This is a genomic window from Hymenobacter sediminicola (genome assembly GCF_014250515.1).
GTDB classification, from domain to species: Bacteria; Bacteroidota; Bacteroidia; order Cytophagales; family Hymenobacteraceae; genus Hymenobacter; species Hymenobacter sediminicola.
On sequence record NZ_CP060202.1, the window covers coordinates 4,397,831 to 4,418,941 of the forward strand.

The window sequence follows — 21,111 nt, forward strand, 5'->3', positions numbered from 1 at the left end:
TTCAATGCTTCTGCAACGCGGTGCACAAGCCCCGTTAAACTGGCTTCAATACTCCATTCACTTCCGCCAGCTCGCCGCGTTCCAGCAGGCCAGCCAGCACCGGTTCCAGCTGCTGACGCATTTCTTCGCTGAGGCGGGTAAAGCCAAGCAGGCGCACCGCCGGCAAAAACACGGCTTCGCGGGGCAGCGCAAATCTTTGCTCTACTACTGTACGCAGAGCGCGGGCCAACTCCTCGGGAGCCACGAAGCTAAACTTGCGCGACACGGCTGGCAACTGGCTCCGATTCCGAAGCGGGGGCTGTTGCATGGTATTGTCCCAAAGAAAATCACCTTCACGGCGCAGATGGCGCAGGTTTTGGGCTAGCAAGGCCGCATCTTGGCCGGTCTTGCGGATGCGGGCACCTACCTGCGTGGCGCCGCTGGCCTGCGCCAGCCGCCGGGTAGCTTCCTCGATATGCACCGGGCTTTCGATGCGGACTACCTGGGCCAGCCACAGCGCCAACTGGCTCAGGCTGTGCTGGTGCAGTTCGCGGTGCGCTACGGCGGCCGGCAGCTGCGCCACCTGATAGGCTTCGGCTAAAGCCACAGACGCTGTGGGCGCTTCCTCCCGTTCTATTCCGGACGGGGATTTGGATACCGGAACCAGTATTTCTTCCGGCTCGTCGGCTTCATCGAGTGCGGCGAGCCGGCGGGCTGCTTCAATGGCCTGCACAGCTCGCTCGGTTTCGGCGGCGGGGTTCCGGAACCAGTCAGTGCTCCAGATGCGGTGCAGGCGCCAGCCCACATTTTCCAGCACTTCCTGCCGCAGCCGGTCCCGGTCGCGGGCCGAGCGGGCGCTGTGATACATGGCTCCGTCGCACTCAATGCCCAGCACGTAGCGCCCCGGCTGGTCGGGGTCTACCACGGCCAAATCGATGTAGAAGCCCTGGGAGCCGATTTGGGGGCGCACCACGTAGCCGCGAGCTGTGAGGGCGCGGTGCACGGCTTCCTCAAACGGCGACTCCATGGCCCGGTCGGTTTCCTCATTCTGGTTCAGGCGGCCGTGCTGCGCGAAGCCCAGGAAGGTTTTGAGCGCCACCACGCCCTGGGCCTTAGTACGGCTCAGGTCCAGGTCGTCGGCGGTGAGGTTAGTGAAGACTTCGCAGCGCTGCTTAGCTCTGGTGATGAGCACGTTGAGACGCCGCTCGCCGCCTTCGGCGTTCAGCGGACCAAAGCTCATGCTCAGGTAGCCTTCCCTGGTGCGGCCGTAACCGATGCTGATCAGGATGACGTCTCGCTCATCACCCTGCACGTTTTCCAGGTTTTTTACGAAGAAGGGCTCGTGCGAATGGCGGTTGAAAAACTCCTCCGTTTCGGGGTGCTGGCGGCGCAGCTTTTCCAGCGCATCCTGGATGACCTGGCGCTGCGCCGTGCTAAAGGCCACTACCCCCAGGGTGAGGCGCGGCGTGGTGCGGGCATGGTGCAGCACGGCCTCGGCCACGGCCTGCGCCTCCTGCGGATTGGTACGCGTGGTGCCCCGCTCGTAGTGCGTATTGGGCAAATGGTGGTACATCAGCCCAAGCTGCTCCTGCCCACCGGGACTCGGGAAAACCACCAGCTTGTCGTCGTAAAACAAGTGGTTGGAGGCCGCAATCAGGCTTTGGTGCAGGCTGCGGTAGTGCCAGCGCAGCATCCGCTCGGGCATCTGGCGGGCCTTACACAGCTCCAGAATACTCTGGATATCGGCCGTTACGTTTTCCTCATCGGCTTCTTCACCGGCCCCTGTGAGTGAATCGAAGAACGACGTAGGGGGCAGCTGCTTCGAGTCGCCGACTACCACCAGCTGCCGGCCGCGGGCAATAGCGCCCAGCGCCTCCACGGGCTTCACCTGGCTGGCTTCGTCAAACACCACCAAATCGAACTCTACGGCACCTGGCGGCAGGTAGCTGGCCACCGACAGCGGCGACATCATAAACACCGGCTTGATGGCCTGCACCGCCCGACCAGCCTGTTGCATGAGCTTGCGCAACGGCAAGTGGCGGGTTTTCTTGGCAAACTCATTACGCAACAGCAGCATCTGGCCGCCGGCCTGCTGATTAGGCAGCTGCCCGAAATGCTGCTGCATAGCCCGCACCCGGTTGTGGTAGAGCGAGTCACGGTCGGCCTGACGGAAGCGGGCGGCTATTTCCTCATGGCCGGCACGCTCGAACTGGCGCAGGGCCGGATGCTGCTCGTAGGCTAGCTTCTGCAGAAACTCCAGCCACGTCTGGCGCACGGCCGCTACCAGATAGCGGGTAGCCGGCTCCCAGCGCTCAGCCAGCAACAGCAGTTCCGGTAGGCCATCGGCCTGCACGGCGGCGGCCACGTTGTTCCATTCGGTGGTGAGGCGCAAGGCGGGCAGGTCGGCGGCCCAAGCGGCAAGCGTGGCAAGCTGCGTGGCAAAGAGCTGAAACTGCAGGCGGCCATCGGGGCCAAACCGACGGGCTGCGTTAAGCTGCAGCACATCGGCCACGGTTTGCAGAGCGGTGCGGTGCCGGGTCAGGGTAGTTTCGAGGGCTGCCAGCAGCGGTGCCAAGATTTCGAGCTGTGGCTGGCGGGCCAGATAGTCGAGCAGCGCGGCGGGCAGCTCTTTGCGGCTGATGCGCTGGTGGGTGCGAGTCAGGTAGTCGTGCGTTTTCGTAAGAGCCGGCCACTCCGAACGTACACCCTGCCACGCCGCCCCAAACAAACTGCTCATCTGGCTGCCGGCTTCCGTGAGCTGCTGCTCGTAGCGGGCCGTTTCATGGATGGCATCGATGGTGGTGACTACGGAATCAACTTCAGCGGGCAGGGTCACGCGCCAGAGGCTTTGCAGGCGCTTTTTGGCGTTGCGGTAGTCACTGCTCAGGAAGTTCCACCACTTGTCGCCGTAGCTTAGGAAGGCGGCGCGCTCCAGAAGCAGCTGATGGTCCCAGGCTTCGGGCAGCAACATAGATTCGTGCTGCTGGCGCAGCCTAGTATGCGCGGCCCCCGCTTCCAGCAATTCGCTGATACGGCTGGCCTGTTCCAGCCAGGCTTTATCAGCCACGGAGGCCCCTTTCAGATTGGGGGCCAGCAGCGCGTGGCGGGCAGCGGGTAGCAGAGCTTCAGCAGCGGCGCGGTCGGAGGGCACGCGCTGGAAACCAAGCTGCCCGGCTAGGGTTTCGGCGGCGACCTGCAGGGCAGCCACGGCTTCCTGAGCCTCGTGCAGGCGCTTTGCCAGCAGCTCTTGTTCAGCCGGCAGCAGCACGGTCAGTTCACTGCCCCAGAACAGCAGGTCTTTCGGCCTCCCGACTTTCTGCAAAGTGGCCTGCACGCGGGCCGCCAGCGTTTCGGCGTGGGCGGCATCGGCATCGGTCCACTCAGACAGATCGGGAATTACGAGTCGGGGCAGCTCCACCGTGCCGCGCACTTCATTCAGGCGGGCTAACTCGCCTACCACCTGCTGAGCGGTGCGGCGGCTGTGGCCTAGCGGGGCATTTACGGCCAGCGCATAATCGTTGAGGGCGGCGCGGTAGCGGGGCAGCTGCGCCACTTGGTCTTCTACCAGCGCGGCCATGGCCGGCCGGCCGAGGCTCAACGTCTGCTTCAGCTCGTCGTGCAGGGCTTTTTTGTTGGCTTTGTGGCTGTGCAGCTCCAGGCAGGCCACGCCTATGCCCAGGTTGTCAAGGCGTCGTTTCACCACTTCCAACGCGGCCATTTTTTCGGCTACGAACAGCACTTTTTTGCCGGCGCCAATGGCTTCAGCCAGCAGGTTGGCAATAGTCTGCGACTTACCGGTGCCGGGCGGCCCCTGAATGACGAGGTTGCGGCCTTCGTGCACGGCCAGTAGCGCCAGCAGCTGCGAGCTGTCGGCGTCCAGCACCTGATGCAGCGTATGGGCCGGACTTTCGGTGTCGAGAAAGGCGGTGTCGCTGATGGTGGGCGGGGCATCTTGGAAGCCGTTATCGGTGCCCAGCAGCGCGGCAATGGCCGGATGGTCGAGCAGCGGGTTTTCAGCGGGCCAAAGCGCAGGATCCAGGTCGCGGTAGAGCATGAACTTCCCGAACGAAAAGAAGCCCAGCGCAATGCTGTCGGGCTGCACCTGCCAGCGCGGCCAGCCGGCCACGGTGCGGCTCACGGTGGCAAAATACTCGGCCGGGCGCAGGTCATCATCAGCTTCGGGCAAGGGCAACGCTACCCCAAAACCGGTCCGCAGCTTCGCCTGCAACGAGAGGTTTCCTTCGGTTTCGGCGCCAGTGTGGCGCAGCCGAAACCGCTCAGCGGCGGTGCCGCGCTCCAGCAGCACGGGCACCAAAAGCAACGGGGCGTAGCGGGGCTCCTGACTGCTTTCGGCTTCGTACCAAACCAGCTGGCCCAGCGCTAGGTACAGGATGTTTACGCCCTGCTCTTCCAAGCTGGTGCGGGCCGTGTAATACGTGTTGAGTAGCCGGCTTTCCAGCTTATTTGCCGGCTCATCAGTTTGCAGCCTATTGTCTGTGAGCGGTGTTTGGTGCTCGGCTTCCGTTACGTCAGTTAGGGTCGGAATAGGGTCTGTTTCCGCTTTGCTTCGCTCTTCCTGTACTGCATTTATGTCGGCGGATAAACCAGCCATGCCCTGGCTGGGCTCCGCTGGTTTTGCGGTGGTAGGCTGAGCATCCGGCGCGGCTTGGAAATACATGGGTTTGCCCTGCCGCACCAGCACCTCATACACCGCCGCCGACTGCTCGCGCACCACCCCGACGCCTCGTGCCGACGAGGGCCGGAAGTTGAGCAGCGGGTTGCGTAGTCCCAAATCCAGCAGTTCCCGGCGAGAGGCCTCTAGGCGAGTAGCAAGCGTGGAATCAGCAGCCATGGCAATAGAAAGTAGGGCAGAAAAAGGCGGCGGGGGTTACCGGCTTACACACCAAACCCGCCAGCCTTCTCAGGCGGCGGGTTTGGGAGAATAGTGAGTCAAATCAGAATTTAGCGGCGCGCCGCGGCTTTTTTCAGGCCTAGCTTCGAGTGCTTGAAGCCGTAGTTGAAGTACAGCGCCAGCCCAATAATCAGCCAGCCGAAAAACAGCAGCCAGTTGTTGATGCCGAGCTGCGTCATCAGGTAGAGGTTGGTGAGTAGACCCAGCGTAGGCAGCAGCGAGAGGTGCTTACGGAACGAATACCACGCCAGCAGCAGGCAAGCCACGAAAAACACTAGCATCGGAATGTAGTGGCGGCCTTCTTCGTAGCCGCTGCTCAGGGCCTTGCGGAATTCTTCAATTCCAGCGGCATTATACACGAACAGTAGCACCGCCCCTACCAGCAGCACCAGCGGCACCAGATACTGCCCATCAATGTAGGGCACTTTGAAGCGGGCATCGGACTTGCCGTGCGGATCAATCACCAGGATACCGCCGCACACCAACGCAAAGGCAAACAGCGTCCCGATAGAGGTCAGATCAATCACCAGATCCATGTTCAGCAACATGGCCGGTACGCCCACAAAAAAGCCCGTGACAATGGTGCTGAACGAAGGCGTATGGAACCGTGGGTGCACTTTGGCAAACACCGGGGGCAGCAGTCCGTCGCGGCTCATGGTCATCCAGATGCGAGGCTGGCCGATCTGGAATACCAGCAGCACCGAGGCCATGGCGAAGATGGCCGAAACCGCCACCACGCCCGCCAGCCAGTTGAGGCCCACTTTCTGGAATACAAACGCCAGCGGGTCGCCGACGCCCAGCTCCGTGTAGCTCACCATACCCGTGAGTACCAGCGTGATAATAACGTAGAGAACCGTGCAAATAATGAGGGCATAAATCATGGCGCGGGGCAGGTCGCGCTGCGGATTTTTGCATTCCTCGGCCGTGGTGCTGATGGCGTCGAAGCCGATGTAGGCGAAGAACACTGCCGACACGCCTTTGAGCACGCCACCCACGCCATTAGGAGCAAACGGGCTCCAGTTGTCGGGGTTGATGTAGAATACGCCCACGCCGATAACTGTGGCCACCACAATCAACTTCAACAATACCAGCAGGTTGGAGGCGTTCTTGGATTCCTTGATGCCGATATACACCACAGCCGTAATGAGCAGGGTGATAAGGCCAGCGGGCAAATCGATGACCAGACGCAGGCCGCCGAACAGCTCCGGCGCGGTGTTCCAGGCCTTGTATCCTTCCAGTTGCGCCGCCGAGGCTTCGGCCAGCGGCTTGCCGGCCTGCATCAACTCCAGCACTTCATTGTAGTATTTGTGCGCGCTCTGCATGCCCATCGTGAGCCAGACCGGCACCGTAACGCCCATGCCACTCAGCAGCCCGGTAAAGTAGTCAGACCACGAAATAGCCACCACAATGTTGCCGACAGCATATTCCATGATCAGGGCCCAGCCAATAATCCAGGCGGCCAGTTCTCCGAAGGAGGCGTAGGCGTAGGTGTAGGCCGAACCGCTGACGGGAATAGTGGCCGCAAACTGCGCGTAGCACAGCGCCGAAAACGCGCAGGCAATGGCCGTAAACACAAATAGCAGCGACACGGCCGGCCCGCCATCGTACGAGGCATTGCCGATGGTGCTGAAAATACCGGCCCCGATAACGGCCGCAATACCCAGCGCCGTCAGGTCGCGGACGGTGAGGTGGCGCTCTAGGCCGCCGTGGCTGTGGCCTTCGGCGTCGGCGGGCGGGTTGTGCAGGATGTCGTTGAGGCTTTTGCGGCGAAACAGACCGCTGAGGCGTGAGGGAGGAAGCGGAGTAGACAAAATCAGCTAGCGAGAGAGGTTAAGGGGCAAAAGATACAGAATAATGCGGCTAGGCTGCTTTCTGGCTTTGCAATGATGCATCTTGGTATCGTGGCCCGGTTTTCGGTAGCTTTCCTTCTCTGAATGCGTAAACGGTTGTAGCCGCTTCACTTTTTCTCCCTTTTTCACTTTCCCATGGCCTTCTCCGTCCCTTCTCCCTGCCCCAAATCATGGGCCGCCATGACGCCCACCGCCGACGGCCGCCACTGCGCCAGCTGCCAGCACGAAGTCGTGGACTTTTCCGGCATGAGCGAAGCCGAAGTAACGGCCTGGCTGGCGCGGCCGGCGGCGGGCGGCGTCTGCGGCTTTTTCCGGGCCGGGCAGTTTGCGCCGGTAGCTGCGCCCCAGCCACGCTGGCGGAAATACTTGCTGGCTGCCGTAGCGCTATTGGGACTAAAGCCCTTGTTGGCCGTGGAAGAAGCGGCAGCACTGTCGCCGCGGCGCGAAGTACCGCGCGCCACCGAGCAGGCTGATAGCCACGCCGAAGCCCCGAAAGGCCAGGTTACAGTGCGAGGCCGCGTCCTCGACGACTCTACCGGGCTAGGCGTGCAGGGAGCCGAAATTTTCATCGGCGACACGCCCTACGGCGCCGTGACCGACGAGCAGGGCAACTTCAGCTTCACAATGAAGCAGCTCTGGGCACCAGTCCAGAACAACCTCGTGAACCTGCGGGTACAGGCCAGCCCCTTCGTGTTCGAAAAGCAGACCGTGGCCGTGAAAGTCTCACCAGCGCCGGCGCCGCTTACTGTGCGTCTGAAATCTATTCCCGGTCGGGGACAGATTATGGGCCGTATTGCGCAGCACGAGCCACCTCAGAAACCACCCCTGGACTAGGCTAGAAATAGTTCTTTTTGCTCATTACAAAGGTCCTGGTAAGTTGCCAGGACCTTCTTTTTTGAAAACTTTTCCGTAGCCTTTGTGGAATGCAGGGGAAGGTGGCATCAGATAAGCAGACCTCACAACTCGCTGCTATGCCCCGTCCTGTTTCGCTCGCCGTTCCGCAGCCCTGCCACGAAAGCTGGGCCCAGATGACACCTGCCGCCCAGGGCCGCCACTGCGCTGCCTGCGACAAAGTAGTCTTGGACTTCACCCAGAAAACCGATGCCGAAATTCTAGCCCTGCTTCAGCACGCCGCCGCGCCCTGCGGCCGGTTCCGCCCCGACCAGCTTGGCCGAACATTGCATCCGTACTCGGCAGTTGCTCCGCGCTGGCGTACCTGGCTGGCCGCCGCAGCTATGGTGCTGGGACTCCGGGAAATTGCAGCGGAAGAAAGCCGTGGTCAGCAGCCCGTTTCGATATACTTACCGAAGCTGATAAGCCACGACGAGCAAAAAGCAGCGCTACTCCATCAGCGGCGCGTGGCTGATGAGCCAGCAGATACAGTAGTGGTACGCGGCAGAGTTGTGGACAAGGCAACCGGCGAAGTGCTTCCTGGCGTGACGGTGCTATTGAAGGGCACCAGTACTGGCATTTCCACTGTGGCCGATGGGACTTTCGAACTAGCAGTTCCTAGTTCACTGGCGTCCACACTTAGTATTTCTTCCATCGGATATATAACAGATGAAATACCCATAGCTACTGTAATTCAAGCATCTGGCCAGCTATTGACCATCCGCCTTGCTACAGATATAATGGGACAAATAACGGGTTTCGGCTACCGCCCCTGGTACACACCTGCTGGCTTGTGGCTGCGCATTTCGCACCCGTTCCGCTACGCTTTTCAACGCTAGCCCCAAACCTTTCCTGCCCCGAAATCCTTATTGCGGGGTATGAAGAATCTGCTGTTTGCTACCCTTGTTCTGTTATTTACTGCCTCGGGCTGTGCCCTTAAGCCCACCAACAAACACGACGTTTTCACGGAGCGGGCTCAGCTACCGCAGGAGGAAGCTGTACATGCCCGTAACTCCTTGGAGTGGTGGTATTTTACGGGGCAGCTCAAAGACAAAAAAACCGGTGAGACATTTGGAGTAGAGTATGTTTTCTTCCATTTCAACCTGAATGGCAAGAAAGACTGGCAGATGGTAAATTTTGCCCTCACCGACCCCAAAACGCAGCAATTCCGCTACGACTACAAGGTGGAGCAAAGCGCCGGATTGCTGCCCGCTACCCTGCCGCTGCAGCTGGCTATGCAGAAGAAAGACCAGCGCTGGACTTTGAGCGGACAGGAAGGCCACTACCAGATGCAGGCCCGCATGACCAACAATCCTGGTCACGCCATCGACCTTCGTACTACGCCTGCCAAGCCCATTCTGCTGCATGGTGGCACCGGCTACGAAAACTACGGCGACGTGGCCAAAGCTGGCTACTACAGCTATCCGCGGCTGGCTACCACCGGCACGCTGGAGGTAGACGGCAAAACCCACGAAGTGGAAGGCGAGCTGTGGTACGACCGGCAGTGGAACTGCAACTCCGTCACAAACAAAGGGATAGGCTGGGACTGGTTCAGCATTCAGCTTGATGAGCCCCGGGAGGAAATCATGGCCTACCACCTCTATGACAAAACCAGTGGCCGCGCCATTGATGGCGGTTCGCACTTCGGGCCTGAAGGACAGAACACGCACCTCGCTGCCGATGATTTTGACTTGGAAACTACGGCTTGGTGGACCAGCCCTGAAACTGGCCGCAAGTATCCCGCCAAGTGGCACCTCACCATTCCCAGCCAGGGCTATGACCTCACTATTGAGCCTCTCGTCCCCAATCAGGAACTGGTGCTACGGCTGTTTGCCGGCATCAAGCTGCCGTATTGGGAAGGCATGTGCCGCGTGACGGGCACCCACCACGGCCGTCCTGTCACGGGCCACAGCTACGTAGAAATAACCAACCGCAAGGAAGTGAAGGTGAAGCTACCAGATGCGCCTACCACATCCACCGCCGCGGGTGTTGCGCCCTGAATATGACGCCAATCAGCAAAACGGCCCGTTTCCGGTGGGAAGCGGGCCGTTTTGCTGGCACTAAGATGGGAGCAACATTACTGAACCAGTAAACGCCCGCAATACTGCCGCCCAGTTGGGTCAGTAGCGCGCAGCAAGTAGGTGCCGGGCGCCAGGCCACGCACCGATATTTGAGTGCCCGCAACAGCAGAAGAGGCTGCAACACTAGTGTGCACAGCACGACCCAACGCATCAAGCAGAATAATTCGGCTACCAGCGGGCAACGTGTTGAAGCGGATGGTTTCGATAGCTGGGTTAGGGCTGAACTGCAACGGAGCTACCACACGAGCTGGAGAGGTAGCCAACGCGGCAGGGGCAATAAGTTGCGCAATAAATGGGTAGCCCATACCCGCAAAATTGATGGGCGCAAACGTAGCAGGTCCTGGGCATTGGCCGCCTACATATACACGCCCAGCAGCATCTACGCACAGCGTGTTGGCCGTTTCGTAGCCCGAGCCGCCGGCCTGCTGCACCCAACGTATAGCACCCTGCGCACTATAGCAAGCCACAAAAATATCGGTGCCGCCATACCCTGCCAGAGAGGTACCAGGAGCCAGCGTGGCAGAGCCGGTAAAGGAACCTGTGACATATACTTCGCCCATGGAGGTAACAGCCAGAGCGCTACTCACATCATTACCTCCGCCGCCAATAGTATGCGCCCACTGAGTAGATCCGCTGGGGTCGAATTTTACGACAAATCCATCTGTAAGGCCCGCTGAAACCAGTGCCTGCGACCCGACCACCGTACTGCCCTGATGGGTTCCGGTAACGTAGGCATTGCCAGCAGCATCCAACCCGACCTTCGTTGGATGAGTCCAACTGGTACCATTGGTTTGCTGTGCCCATACCACGTTACCACCGGTATCAAAACGCGTTATAAAGGCTTCATTCCAGTAAGAGGATGTCTGGAGTGCGGTTGCTCCGAAACGCAGCGAACCAACAAACTCACCAACCAGCACGGCATTACCGGCGGCATCCACACTGACGTGTTGCGCCCCCTGGTGGCTCATGTTAGCGGTGGAGTTTGCTATCTGCCCCTGCTTTGCCCAGCTTACCGCCCCGGCTGAGGTAAGCTTTAGCAGCACTGGCGCATGCTGCGGGCTGCTGTTTACTAAAGTACTAGTGCCCAGCGCCACACTTCCTTTCAGGCCACCAGCTACATACACATTGCCGGCGGCATCTAGTGCCACACCGTTGCCTATAAATGCATCTGCGTTGTCAAGGGCACCGCCGTAGCTGCGTGCCCACAGCACTGTGCCATTGGCATCATAGCGCGCCACAAACAAGTCCGGGCTGCTGACGGTAGCGCCGCGCAGCGTGGTAGACGCATCGAAAGTAGCATCATGATACATGGTGCCTACCACTGTCACGTTGCCAGCAGCATCCAGCGCAATATCTGATACATACTCCGAACGGAAGCCAGTAATTTGCCGGGCCCATAGCACATTGCCATAAGGGTCCAGCTTTATAACAAGTCCATCTCCCTCGCTACTGGCGGCTGGGCTGGTGAATGTGAAACTACCAAACCGGCCTGTTCCGAAGAAGCTGCCCGCCACGTAGGTGTTGCCGTTGGCGTCGGCGGTAGCTGCTGAAATGCCAGACGAAGCCAACCCCAACCGCTGTACGCGCTGCCAGTCAGGAGTATGTTGGGCTACCGCTGCTGATTGGTTGCCAGTCAACAGAATGGCCAGAAGCAACCCACTTAAAGTAAAGAGTTTCATAAGAACACGATATAAGGAGGGAACGATGTGTCTGTATGATTCAAAAACCAGACCTATCGTTGCGTAGAAGCCCTATCACCGCCCTCGAAACCCAAAAAACTCTATATATACTTGATTGCCTACTGGTTTAAATTTAGCCTTTCAGCACCACCCGAAATGTAGTGCCGCGCCCAACCTCGCTCCACTTCACAAAGAGTTTGCCTTCGTGGTAGTTTTCGATGATGCGCTTGGCCAAGGCCAACCCCAGGCCCCAACCGCGCTTTTTAGTGGTATAGCCAGGTAGAAACACGTTGTCGATTTTGCTTTTCGGGATGCCTTTGCCAGTGTCCGTTATGTCGATGGCAATGCGAGTCCGGTCACGGACAGGGCGGCGTAGGTGCAGCGTGATACTGCCGCGGCCATCCATGGCATCCACAGCATTTTTGCAGATGTTCTCAATCACCCAATCGAAGAGCGGCACGTTCACCAGCGCGGGCGTATCGGTGGGCAGGTCGGTTTTGATTTCGAACGTCACCTTTTTTGAAACGCGGCTTTGCAGGTAGGAAATGGCGTTTTGGGTGGTACGCAGAATGTTTTCGGGCTTGAGCACCGGCACCGACCCTATGTTGGAGAACCGCTCCGTAATAATCTGCAGCCGCCGGATGTCCTTGCTCAGTTCTTCCACAATTGGTTCGTCGCGGAACCGCTCACTCTCACTCAGGTAGCTCTGCCAGGCCATCAGGCTGCTCAGCGGCGTACCCAGCTGGTGCGCCGTTTCCTTGGCCAGCCCTACCCACACGCGGTTCTGCTCGGCGCGGCGCGAGTAGCTGAACGCGAAGTAGGCCATCACGCCCAGGCAGCCGATAACCGCCAGCTGCACCAGCGGATACGTCCGTAGCTGCGTCAGCAGCACCGAGTCCTTATAATAGATACGGTTGCGCAAGCCCATACCCAACTCAATCACAATTGGTCGGTGCTGCTGCTCCATCACTTTAATTTCGCGGTGCAGATACGCAATGGCCGCCTTCTCTGGTAGCCCTTTGGGTACCAGCACGTTCTTGGCGTCCACGATGTTGCCCGCATCATCGGTAAGAATGATGGGAATCGTGGTGTTGGCGTTGATGATTTCTTCGAACACGAAATTCGTATTCGAGTCTACTTCGGAGTTGATGATGAACCGCTGGGCCTTGGCATATAGATCAATCTGCTGCTGCTCACGCTCCGACACACGTTGCACCAGAATGTTGGTATAAATGACGGTAGCCGCCGCAATCAGTAGGGCCACTGCCACAATCAGCAGCTTAATACGGGATTTTTGGTCGTAGATGGCTATCAAAGGACGAGAGAAACGCGGGTGGAATGCAGGAAAGCGCCAAGGCAACCTTTCAGCCTGAGGGCACGAGTACAACCGTGGCGGGCCGGGGCAGCGAAGGTACAACGCGTAGCGTAGCGCGGCCGTTGCCTGCGCAGAACCTGCCCGGCACTGGTGTACAAATGATTTTTGTCAGTTTATCCGTTCAGAAAATGCCTTTAAAGCCAATAAACAATGTTTTGCCGGCTCCCGAACCAGGATACTCACTTGACTGTTTTCACGCTACCGATTTGTGCCGTAATTTTGCCCTCTACAATTGCAGTAGCCACCCGCTATGCCTCACCCCTTTAAGGCCGTTAGTCTCTCGTTCAAGAAAGCCCCTCTGGAAATCAGGGAGCTGATTGCGCTGGACGAAGCCGCCTGCCGCCGCTTCCTGCACACCCTCCACCACGACCTGGGCCTCACGGACCTGCTGGTGCTGAGTACCTGCAACCGCACGGAGGTATATTACTCCGCCGATTTCGACCACAGCTCTGTTATCATTGACGCACTGGGTCAGCTCAAAAATCTGCCGGAAGCGCGCAGCTACACGCCCTATTTCGATACCCTCACGGATGCCAACGAGGCGGTACACCATCTCTTCGAAGTAGCCATGGGCCTTGATGCCCAGGTAGTTGGCGACTTGCAAATCAGTAACCAGGTAAAGCAGGCTTATCAGTGGTCGGCGGATGAGGACGCGGCCGGTCCGTTTCTGCACCGGCTGTTACACACCGTATTCTTCACCAACAAGCGTGTACAGCAGGAAACTTCTTTCCGCGACGGCGCTGCTTCCACTTCGTATGCTGCCCTGGAGTTGGTAGAAGAGCTAACTGCCGATGTAGCCAATCCGCGCGTGCTGGTGGTAGGGCTGGGCGAAATTGGAGCTGATGTGTGCCGCCACTTCGGCGATAGTAAGTTGTTTCAAGACGTTACTATCTGCAACCGGACCCGCTCCAAAGCCGTGGATCTGGCTGCCGAGTGTGGGCTGAAAGTGCTGGATTTTGAGAATCTGGTGCAGGGGCTGAAAGAAGCCGATGTGGTGGTATCATCTATAGCAGCGGCTACGCCTTTCTTCACCCGCGAAATGGTACAGCACCTCGATGTGCTGAGCTACAAATTCTTCATTGACCTATCAGTGCCGCGCAGCATTGAGGCCGAAGTAGAAACCGTGCCGGGCGTACTCGTCTACAACATCGACGCCATTCAGAGCAAAGCCTCAGCTGCGCTGGAACGCCGTCTAGCCGCCGTGCCGCACGTGCGCGCTATCATTGCCGAAAGCATTGCCGGCCTCAACGACTGGGCTAAGGAAATGCTGGTTTCGCCGACGATTCAGAAACTCAAAAATGCGCTGGAGCTTATCCGGCAGGAGGAAATGGACCGTTTCCAGAAGAAGATGAGCCCGGAGGAAGCCCGCCGTATGGACGAGGTGACCAAATCCCTGATGCAAAAGATTCTGAAGCAGCCTGTACTGCAGCTCAAAGCAGCCTGCAAGCGTGGCGAAGCCGACCAGCTAATCGATGTGCTAACGGACTTGTTTGACCTGGAAAACCAGGCTGCTACGGTCTGATTACCAGACCCACGTACCCCATTATAGAACAAGCGCCCCGATGTAGCTACATCAGGGCGCTTGTTGCATTTCAGGGCTGCGTCTTGGCAGCCCCCAACGAAAAAAGACCGTCAACTGGCGGTCTTTTTCGGTTACTCGCAGGCGGAATGCCTGTACTACATCGTGTCGCAGCATTCCTCCAGCGAGTCGATAACATCGAGCAGCTTCGGGATGGACAGGGAGTAATAGATTTTGGTACCTACTTTGAACGACGACAGAATGCCGCGGTCTTTGAGGGTGATAAGGTGCTGAGAGGCAATAGCCTGTGGCAAATCGAGGGAACGGTAAATTTCAGTTACCGTCATTTTATCCTCTTTACCGAGCAGGTCTACAATGGCTAGGCGCTTGGGGTGTGCCAAGACCTTTAGCATTGCAGCGGCCTTATCTACTTTTTTCGATTCTACGCGTGAAAGCAAAGGTTTCATACTGTGTACAACGGTGGCTAGGTGGAAAAGCGGGCGTTTCAGTCAGGAATATGCCTACTACGATATTTCCGACTTAAAGAGTTCCTATCTGCTGGAGTTATGGGTAAAAAATTGTGGCTTTCTACTTAACGAACAAGGCCTTCAATTGGTACTGTTCGGGGCAAAAGACCCCAATCCTTACCCAGGGCTGCGTACCTTTAGCCGATAAAACTTCCACCTACCCTCTCCACCCCTTCCCGATTTTTTCCCATGAAAGACCTACTGGCCAAGTTCGAGAATAAGCGTCCTGAAATCGTGTTTGAGTGGAAAGATGCCGAAACCGAAGCCGAAGGCTGGGTGGTTATCAACTCGTTGCGGGGCGGCGCAGCCGGTGGTGGCACCCGCATGCGCAAAGGCCTCGACAAGCGCGAAGTAGAGAGCTTGGCCAAAACCATGGAAGTGAAGTTTACCGTGTCGGGGCCTGCTATTGGCGGTGCTAAGTCAGGCATCAACTTCGACCCGCAGGACCCGCGCAAGCGTGGTGTGCTGGAGCGCTGGTACCGCGCTGTCATTCCGCTGCTCAAGAACTATTACGGCACTGGCGGCGACCTAAACGTGGACGAAATTCACGACGTCATCCCGATTACGGAGGATTACGGCCTCTGGCACCCGCAGGAAGGCATCGTGAATGGACACTACCGAGCCACTGAGCCGCAGAAGATCCAGAAGCTGGGCCAACTGCGCCAGGGCGTAGTGAAGGTGCTGGAAGACATTACGTTTACTCCAGACCTAAGCCGCAAGTACACTGTTGCAGACCTGATTACAGGGTACGGGGTAGCGGAAGCCGTTCGGCATTACTATGAGCTATGGGGCAGCCGCAACGTAGCAGGCAAGCGCGCCATTATTCAGGGCTGGGGCAACGTGGGTGCCGCCGCCGCTTACTACCTGGCCAGCCAGGGCGCGCGCATCACCGGCATCATCGACCGGGCCGGTGGCCTCATCAAGGAAGATGGTTTCTCGCTGGAAGAAATACGCACCCTCTTTTTGCAGCGCGAAGGAAACGCTCTGACGGCTGACAATCTGTTGTCGTTTGAAGACGTGAACCAGCGTATCTGGAGCAGCGGCGCGGAAATCTTTATTCCGGCAGCGGCCTCGCGGCTCGTTACCCGCGGGCAGGTAGAACAGCTGATTGCGGGCGGCTTGGAAGTTATTTCGTGCGGTGCCAACGTGCCGTTCCAGGACCCCGAAATCTTCTTCGGGCCTACCGGCGAATTTGCCGACCAGCATACTTCGGTCATTCCCGATTTTATTGCCAACTGTGGCATGGCGCGGGTGTTTGCCTACCTGATGGAAACCAATGCAGAAATCACCGACCAGGCCATCTTCGGCGACACGTCGCGCATCATCCGTCGTGCCCTGGAGCGCACGCGCAAGCAAGGCGACTCACGTATTGGCGTAGCGCAGAAGTCGTTTGAAATGGCACTTCGCCAGTTGGTGTAAACCAGCAAGCAGGCACTTGCAGGCTTAAGGTTTTGGCTGGCTAAACTACAGCCGGGGCTCTAAGCGCTACAGGTTTCAAACTCACTATTTATGACGTTACAGGAAATCCTGCACCTTCGCTTTCTTGGCAACAACGTGGCCGCGTACCTGACGTGCGCGGGTATTCTGTTGTTCGGATACCTTTTCAAGAGTCTGCTTTCCAAACTCCTGTCGAGGCTGGTGTTTCGCTTTATTCGCAAGCGAACGGAAGGAGTCAGTGAAGCGCAATTCCAGGCACTTCTCATTGACCCGATGTCCATCGTCGTGTTTTTCGTGACGGTGTACCTCGCATTCCAGGTGCTTGATTACCCAGTGAGCAGCTCTGAGATTACGCGCCATGAGCCCTGGCCCAAGGTGGCGCTGTTTCGGCTGTATCAGGTGGGCCTCATTGCTGGCATTACCTGGATTGCCCTCCGCCTAGTGGACTTTCTGGTGCTGGTGTTCCGCCGTCGGGCCGAATCCAACGCCTCCCGCATCAATAACCAGCTTATCCCATTTGCTAAAGACCTGTTGAAGGTTCTGGTACTCACGATGGCCTTTCTGGCACTGCTGGGCCGGGTATTTGGGGTCAACGTTACGGCCCTCATCGGGGGCCTGGGTATTGGAGGGCTGGCAGTGGCTTTCGCAGCTAAGGAAAGCCTCGAAAACCTGATTGCCTCCTTCACTATATTTCTGGACCGGCCCTTCGCCGTGGGCGACTTGGTGGAAGTGGGCGCCGTAACGGGCACCGTAGAAAAAGTAGGTTTCCGGAGCACGCGCCTGCGCACCGCTGAAAAAAGCTACGTGACGGTGCCCAACAAAGCCATGATTGACAAGCCGTTGGACAATCTTTCGTTGCGAACGGCACGGCGCGTTACGTTTACGCTGGCCCTCAGCCACGCTACCACCAGCCAGCAGCTGCACCAAATTGTTCAGGAAGGCAAACGCCTTATCGGCGAGAATCCGTTGGTGACTCAGGATGTGCAAATGCAGTTTTCAGCCCTCACGCCAGCCGCCAAGGAAGTAACGGTGCAGTATTTTGTAGAAACAACAAACTACGACGAGTATCTGGCAGTGAAAGAGGAGTTGAACTACCACTTGGTAGAGGCTGTGGAGCGAGCAGGCGGCTCGTTCGCCAGTTCTGGCACTACAGTCGTGCAGCTAAACACCGGTGGCCGGCTAGATGGCCTTAACGCGTTAGACACTTCGGTCTTGTAAAGCGTCTCTTCTTCCTGACCACCACACAACAAGGCCCGGCTGCTTCCAGAAGCAACCGGGCCTTATTGTGTGGTGGTTCAGTTATTTATCGACGGCCGCCTAGCAAACCGCCCAGCAAGCTGCCCATACCGCCGCCCATCAGGCTGCCGAGGCCACCGCCACCGGCGCTCCGAGGCTGTGAGTTAGGCTGTCCGCCCAGCCCGCCCAGAATAGACATCAGTGAACCAAGGCCACCGCTACCGACATGAGAACCCTGCTGTGGCACATTGCCATACTGGTCCCTAGCGCCGGAAGAGCCGCCGCCCATCATGCCGCTCAGCAAACCTCCGCCGAGCAAGCCACCGAGCAGGCCACCCATCGAGCTGCCGCCCATAGCGCCGCTCATCAGACCACCCATAGTGCCGCCGCCAGTCATGCCGCCTAGGAGGCCACCGCCGCTGCTCTGGCTGCGGCCACCCATCACTTTCGACAGAACCATTGGTGCTACTACGCCCAGCAGGCCGGCCATTAGCGCGCCTTTCGGGATGCCAGCATTATCGAGCTTATCAGTGATACCGCTAAAGAAGCCTTGCTTGGCCGGGTCGCTGGCATCATGAGGAACATGGGCCGCCTGATCTACAACCTGATTCAGCGCCTGCGTCTGCTGGGGTGTGATGTCAAGATAAGACGCAATTTTATTCACCATAGCTTCCTCATCGTTGGCATAGGCACCATCGGCGCGGGCAAAACTGATGAGGTCCGTAACGAGCGAGAAGCGCAGGTCGCTGCCACGCAGCACATCCAAATTGGTCTTGATGCTTTCGTTGGTTGAGTCGCGGGCAGCAGACAGCACTTGCTGAGTGGCACCACCAGAAAGGCCGGCTTGGTGCGAAAGCTGCTGCAGAAACTCGATTTCGGTAGCGGAAGCTTCACGGTCGGCAGAGGCCAGACTGGCAATTACGCTCAGGTAGGCTGCTTTCTCTTGGTCAGAGTAGTTCTGCAGGAGTTGGGAATCGTTCATCGTAGGTGCGATTGGAGGGTGGGCAAATAATTCGCTGCTGCTCTTAACGCACGTCAGCTGTTTAGGTTAAACCTCCTGATTCAGATTCCAACTATTCCTCCTTCTAGAAGTCAAAATACTCGTCTGGCTGCGGCTGAGCTGGCTTCTTCTCGGGCTTCTTGAGCTCGAACGCCTTGCGAGGCTCCGAAGGAATTGTCGTGTTTGCCGACGGTGCTGGCTTCACTATTTCTCCCAGTCCGGGTTTGCGGCCGGCGGCTGGCGCAGCGGCAGGTGCCGGCCGTGCTACCTGCGTGCGGCTTCGGTCGTAGGTTACCCGGAAATTGTCCTCATCACCTTGAATAGCCAGCAGCAAACTAGGCCCGGTTCCCATGCTGGCAGTGCGCTGAAGTAGGCCCGGCAGAATCGGGATGCTGACGTGGTAATTCATCTGCTGGTCGAAGGTATGGGTGCCGGTGACGCGGATGAGTGAGGCGCCGCGCACATTGGAGCGGATTTCCATCTCCGGCAGATACACGGTCCGGCTCTGGATGTAGACCGGCGTGGTGAGCTGGGCAAAGCGCAGGTGCCGCAGTCGCTCCCGGCCCGCAATCATGGATAGCTTCTGCAGCGGCTGAAAATTATTCAGCTCCCCGTTGCGAACCGTCAGATTTACCTCCGCTTCCATTCGGTCGGTGAGCGGGTTCAGAGCGCCATCGAAGTATAAGTCTGATTCGGCTGTAGCGGTGAGGGCACCACGCAGGTGACGGGCCGTAATGAAACGCTGCCCGAAATCCTCGAAAGTATAGAACAGGCTATCAAGCGGCAGCTGCTGACAGCTGACCGTGGAACTGAGGCGCAGCAACTGCGGCTGGCGGGCATCGAGAGAGCCCCGGAAGCTGACCCGCCCACCCGCCGCCGCCACCGATAGCGCCGGAGCACTAAGCACCTGGTTTTGCAGCCGGATGGTACCCGTCAGGTGTTGCCCACGAAACCGCCGAAACCGCACCCGCTGCGCTGTAGTCTGTACTTGCAATGCCAGCTGGGGCGGCAACCGAAACACGTAGTCGCCAGCTGGGGAAGCGGCAGCCGCTGTCTTGGTGCTGGACGCAGGTGTGGGCTGGCGCAGGCGCAGCAACTGGTTGAAATCGAGCAAACGGGAATCCAGTTTAGCGTCTACTGCCAGCTGTTGGCCCGGGAGTAGCAGCCAGGGCAAGGCATTGCGGAGCATCCCACTCAGCCGGAAGTCAGAAGCACCCAAACGGCCAGCAAAGCCACTTACGGCCACATCGTTGCGGCGCAGCACAAAGCTTCCGTTCAGGCCCGTGAAGGGCTGGCTGAAGTCGCGTAGATGCATCTGTAGATTTCGCACTACCAACTCGCCGCTGGAGCGCACAGCGGCCGTAGCAGGCCGGGCCCGAAACTGGCGCAAATTGCCAGCAAACTGCAGAGTGAGCTGTGCCGTGCCGCTCCCGCTTCGTACCGCAGCCAGCGGGTAAAACTGCAGGGCACGCGCCACATCGAAATCAGTGCGCAGGTTGAGGGCGAGGCTGGGGTCCGAGAAATTTTCGTAGCGCAGGTCGCCGCTGAAAGGCCGTCCCTGCAGTGTGCCTCGTACTTCGCGCAGGCGCAGCACCGAAGTACGCGCAGCCTGCGCCGGGCCGTTGCTGAAACTCCCTTTAAGGAATATATGCTCCACGGCCTGTTTCAGCGCCGGATGGTACAGAGAAGCGTCGCGGCAGCCAAACTGCACGTCTATGCCCGGATTGGCTTTGGCAGACATTTCCCCGCGCACTGTCCCACCAAAATAGACGTCGCCACGGCTGCGGTAGGCACTAAGGCGCTTAACCAACCGGGCCGGCAGCAGCGCCAACACCGACTGCATATCGGTGTTGCGTCCTTCAGCCCGCAGGTCTAGGTTGGCCGCATGGCGGTAGTTGACGCGCCCAGCCACGCTGTAGGCTGCCGCGCCCACCTTCAGCTCAGAGGGCTCGATGGTAACAAGGCGGGCGGCACGGTCTACTCGTAGGCGGGTGGTTAGGGTCAATTCTTTCTGGCGGAAATAAGCATCGGGGCCCAGTTGCAATGCCTCTACCAGCATCGTTCCGTGCGCTTCCACTCCCACCAGCATGTCCTCCACATCGAGTTGCGCTTTCACATCATGCACCTGCACGGTGTAGCGCTGCTGCCGTTGCTGGTCGTCGTACACTGTTCCCACCCGTTCTAGTCGAATATTTTCGAGAGCAAAAGCAAACGGCTGGTCGCTGGTGGTGGCAGTGGTATCGTAGCGGATGACGTCGTAGTTGGCGCGGCCCTGCGGATCGTGGCTCACGCGCACCTGGCCGTCGGCCAGTGTTACGGTCCGGATGCGGTAGTGGCCGCGGGCCATGTCCCAGGCGTCAAACGCGAAGTAGAGGCGGCGGGCCCGCGCCAGCGGCACGGTATCCTGTGGCAGCGAGCCACTCACCCGCAGATCATGCAGCGTAATAGAAACCTGCGGAAACTGGTCGAGCAGCGACACCTCCATGCGGCCCACTCTTACCGGCGTAGTCAGGTAGCGGTTGGCTTCCTGCACAAACAGTGCAACGATACGGTCCTGCCCCAGCCACACGCCGCCAACTGCTGCTGCAAAGAGCAAAAGCAGTCCGCCCAGAGAAAAAAATAGTA

13 protein-coding genes are annotated in these 21,111 nt (G+C 58.7%); 6 read left to right on the forward strand and 7 right to left on the reverse strand.

Annotated elements, in window-relative coordinates; genetic code table 11:
* Nucleotides 1–34: 34 nt before the first annotated feature.
* Together proA and H4317_RS18775 are read right to left on the reverse strand one after the other, a co-directional pair.
* Nucleotides 35–4,831, reverse strand: coding sequence for an anti-phage protein ProA (proA, locus tag H4317_RS18770; protein WP_185888078.1), 4,797 nt, complete (start codon nt 4,829–4,831; stop codon nt 35–37).
* A gap of 110 nt (nt 4,832–4,941) precedes the next feature.
* Nucleotides 4,942–6,702 (reverse strand): amino acid permease, encoded by a 1,761-nt coding sequence (locus H4317_RS18775; protein WP_260625743.1) that lies wholly within the window; start codon nt 6,700–6,702, stop codon nt 4,942–4,944.
* Nucleotides 6,703–6,876: 174 nt separating this feature from the next.
* Here H4317_RS18775 and H4317_RS18780 point away from each other — a divergent pair, with 174 nt between their 5' ends.
* The 3 genes from H4317_RS18780 (at nt 6,877) to H4317_RS18790 (ending at nt 9,632) form a co-directional block, all read left to right on the forward strand.
* Nucleotides 6,877–7,575 carry a peptidase associated/transthyretin-like domain-containing protein gene (locus H4317_RS18780; protein WP_185888079.1) on the forward strand — a complete coding sequence of 233 codons (699 nt, stop codon included), beginning with the start codon at nt 6,877–6,879 and terminating at the stop codon, nt 7,573–7,575.
* A gap of 137 nt (nt 7,576–7,712) precedes the next feature.
* Nucleotides 7,713–8,471, forward strand: a complete 759-nt coding sequence (locus H4317_RS18785) for a carboxypeptidase-like regulatory domain-containing protein (RefSeq protein ID WP_185888080.1) — start codon at nt 7,713–7,715, stop codon at nt 8,469–8,471.
* Between the two features lie 39 nt (nt 8,472–8,510).
* On the forward strand, nt 8,511–9,632 hold the full coding sequence (locus tag H4317_RS18790) for a lipocalin-like domain-containing protein (protein ID WP_185888081.1): 1,122 nt from the start codon (nt 8,511–8,513) through the stop codon (nt 9,630–9,632).
* A gap of 77 nt (nt 9,633–9,709) precedes the next feature.
* On the opposite strand, the gene H4317_RS18795 is transcribed toward H4317_RS18790, so the two are convergent.
* Together H4317_RS18795 and H4317_RS18800 are read right to left on the reverse strand one after the other, a co-directional pair.
* On the reverse strand, nt 9,710–11,392 hold the full coding sequence (locus H4317_RS18795; protein ID WP_185888082.1) for a T9SS type A sorting domain-containing protein: 1,683 nt from the start codon (nt 11,390–11,392) through the stop codon (nt 9,710–9,712).
* 133 nt (nt 11,393–11,525) lie between these two features.
* Nucleotides 11,526–12,707 carry an ATP-binding protein gene (locus tag H4317_RS18800; RefSeq protein ID WP_185888083.1) on the reverse strand — a complete coding sequence of 394 codons (1,182 nt, stop codon included), beginning with the start codon at nt 12,705–12,707 and terminating at the stop codon, nt 11,526–11,528.
* A 310-nt stretch (nt 12,708–13,017) separates the two neighbouring features.
* On the opposite strand from H4317_RS18800, the gene hemA reads away from it, so the two are divergent.
* Nucleotides 13,018–14,289 carry a glutamyl-tRNA reductase gene (gene hemA / locus H4317_RS18805; RefSeq protein ID WP_185888084.1) on the forward strand — a complete coding sequence of 424 codons (1,272 nt, stop codon included), beginning with the start codon at nt 13,018–13,020 and terminating at the stop codon, nt 14,287–14,289.
* A gap of 155 nt (nt 14,290–14,444) precedes the next feature.
* Here hemA and H4317_RS18810 read toward each other — a convergent pair whose 3' ends face one another.
* The gene (locus tag H4317_RS18810; protein WP_044014970.1) at nt 14,445–14,753 is read right to left on the reverse strand and encodes an ArsR/SmtB family transcription factor; all 309 of its coding nucleotides are present in this window, start codon (nt 14,751–14,753) and stop codon (nt 14,445–14,447) included.
* 249 nt (nt 14,754–15,002) lie between these two features.
* Here H4317_RS18810 and H4317_RS18815 point away from each other — a divergent pair, with 249 nt between their 5' ends.
* Complete coding sequence (locus H4317_RS18815) at nt 15,003–16,232, forward strand: Glu/Leu/Phe/Val dehydrogenase dimerization domain-containing protein (protein WP_185888085.1); 1,230 nt, start codon at nt 15,003–15,005, stop codon at nt 16,230–16,232.
* Between the two features lie 90 nt (nt 16,233–16,322).
* Entirely contained in the window at nt 16,323–17,468 is a 1,146-nt protein-coding gene (locus tag H4317_RS18820) for a mechanosensitive ion channel family protein (protein ID WP_185888086.1), read from the forward strand.
* A gap of 85 nt (nt 17,469–17,553) precedes the next feature.
* Here the strand turns inward: H4317_RS18820 and H4317_RS18825 are convergent, their stop codons facing one another.
* Nucleotides 17,554–18,468, reverse strand: a complete 915-nt coding sequence (locus H4317_RS18825; RefSeq protein WP_185888087.1) for a TerB family tellurite resistance protein — start codon at nt 18,466–18,468, stop codon at nt 17,554–17,556.
* Between the two features lie 103 nt (nt 18,469–18,571).
* Nucleotides 18,572–21,082 (reverse strand): AsmA-like C-terminal region-containing protein, encoded by a 2,511-nt coding sequence (locus tag H4317_RS18830; protein ID WP_185888088.1) that lies wholly within the window; start codon nt 21,080–21,082, stop codon nt 18,572–18,574.
* Nucleotides 21,083–21,111: the final 29 nt, after the last annotated feature.

What these genes read in the sequence shown, in the direction of transcription:
- H4317_RS18825 (WP_185888087.1), bottom strand. Translation starts at nt 18,468, where the DNA reads ATGAACGATTCCCAACTCCTGCAGAACTACTCTGACCAAGAGAAAGCA.
- proA (WP_185888078.1), bottom strand. Translation starts at nt 4,831, where the DNA reads ATGGCTGCTGATTCCACGCTTGCTACTCGCCTAGAGGCCTCTCGCCGG.
- H4317_RS18790 (WP_185888081.1), top strand. Translation starts at nt 8,511, where the DNA reads ATGAAGAATCTGCTGTTTGCTACCCTTGTTCTGTTATTTACTGCCTCG.
- H4317_RS18795 (WP_185888082.1), bottom strand. Translation starts at nt 11,392, where the DNA reads ATGAAACTCTTTACTTTAAGTGGGTTGCTTCTGGCCATTCTGTTGACT.
- hemA (WP_185888084.1), top strand. Translation starts at nt 13,018, where the DNA reads ATGCCTCACCCCTTTAAGGCCGTTAGTCTCTCGTTCAAGAAAGCCCCT.
- H4317_RS18810 (WP_044014970.1), bottom strand. Translation starts at nt 14,753, where the DNA reads ATGAAACCTTTGCTTTCACGCGTAGAATCGAAAAAAGTAGATAAGGCC.
- H4317_RS18820 (WP_185888086.1), top strand. Translation starts at nt 16,323, where the DNA reads ATGACGTTACAGGAAATCCTGCACCTTCGCTTTCTTGGCAACAACGTG.
- H4317_RS18815 (WP_185888085.1), top strand. Translation starts at nt 15,003, where the DNA reads ATGAAAGACCTACTGGCCAAGTTCGAGAATAAGCGTCCTGAAATCGTG.
- H4317_RS18785 (WP_185888080.1), top strand. Translation starts at nt 7,713, where the DNA reads ATGCCCCGTCCTGTTTCGCTCGCCGTTCCGCAGCCCTGCCACGAAAGC.
- H4317_RS18780 (WP_185888079.1), top strand. Translation starts at nt 6,877, where the DNA reads ATGGCCTTCTCCGTCCCTTCTCCCTGCCCCAAATCATGGGCCGCCATG.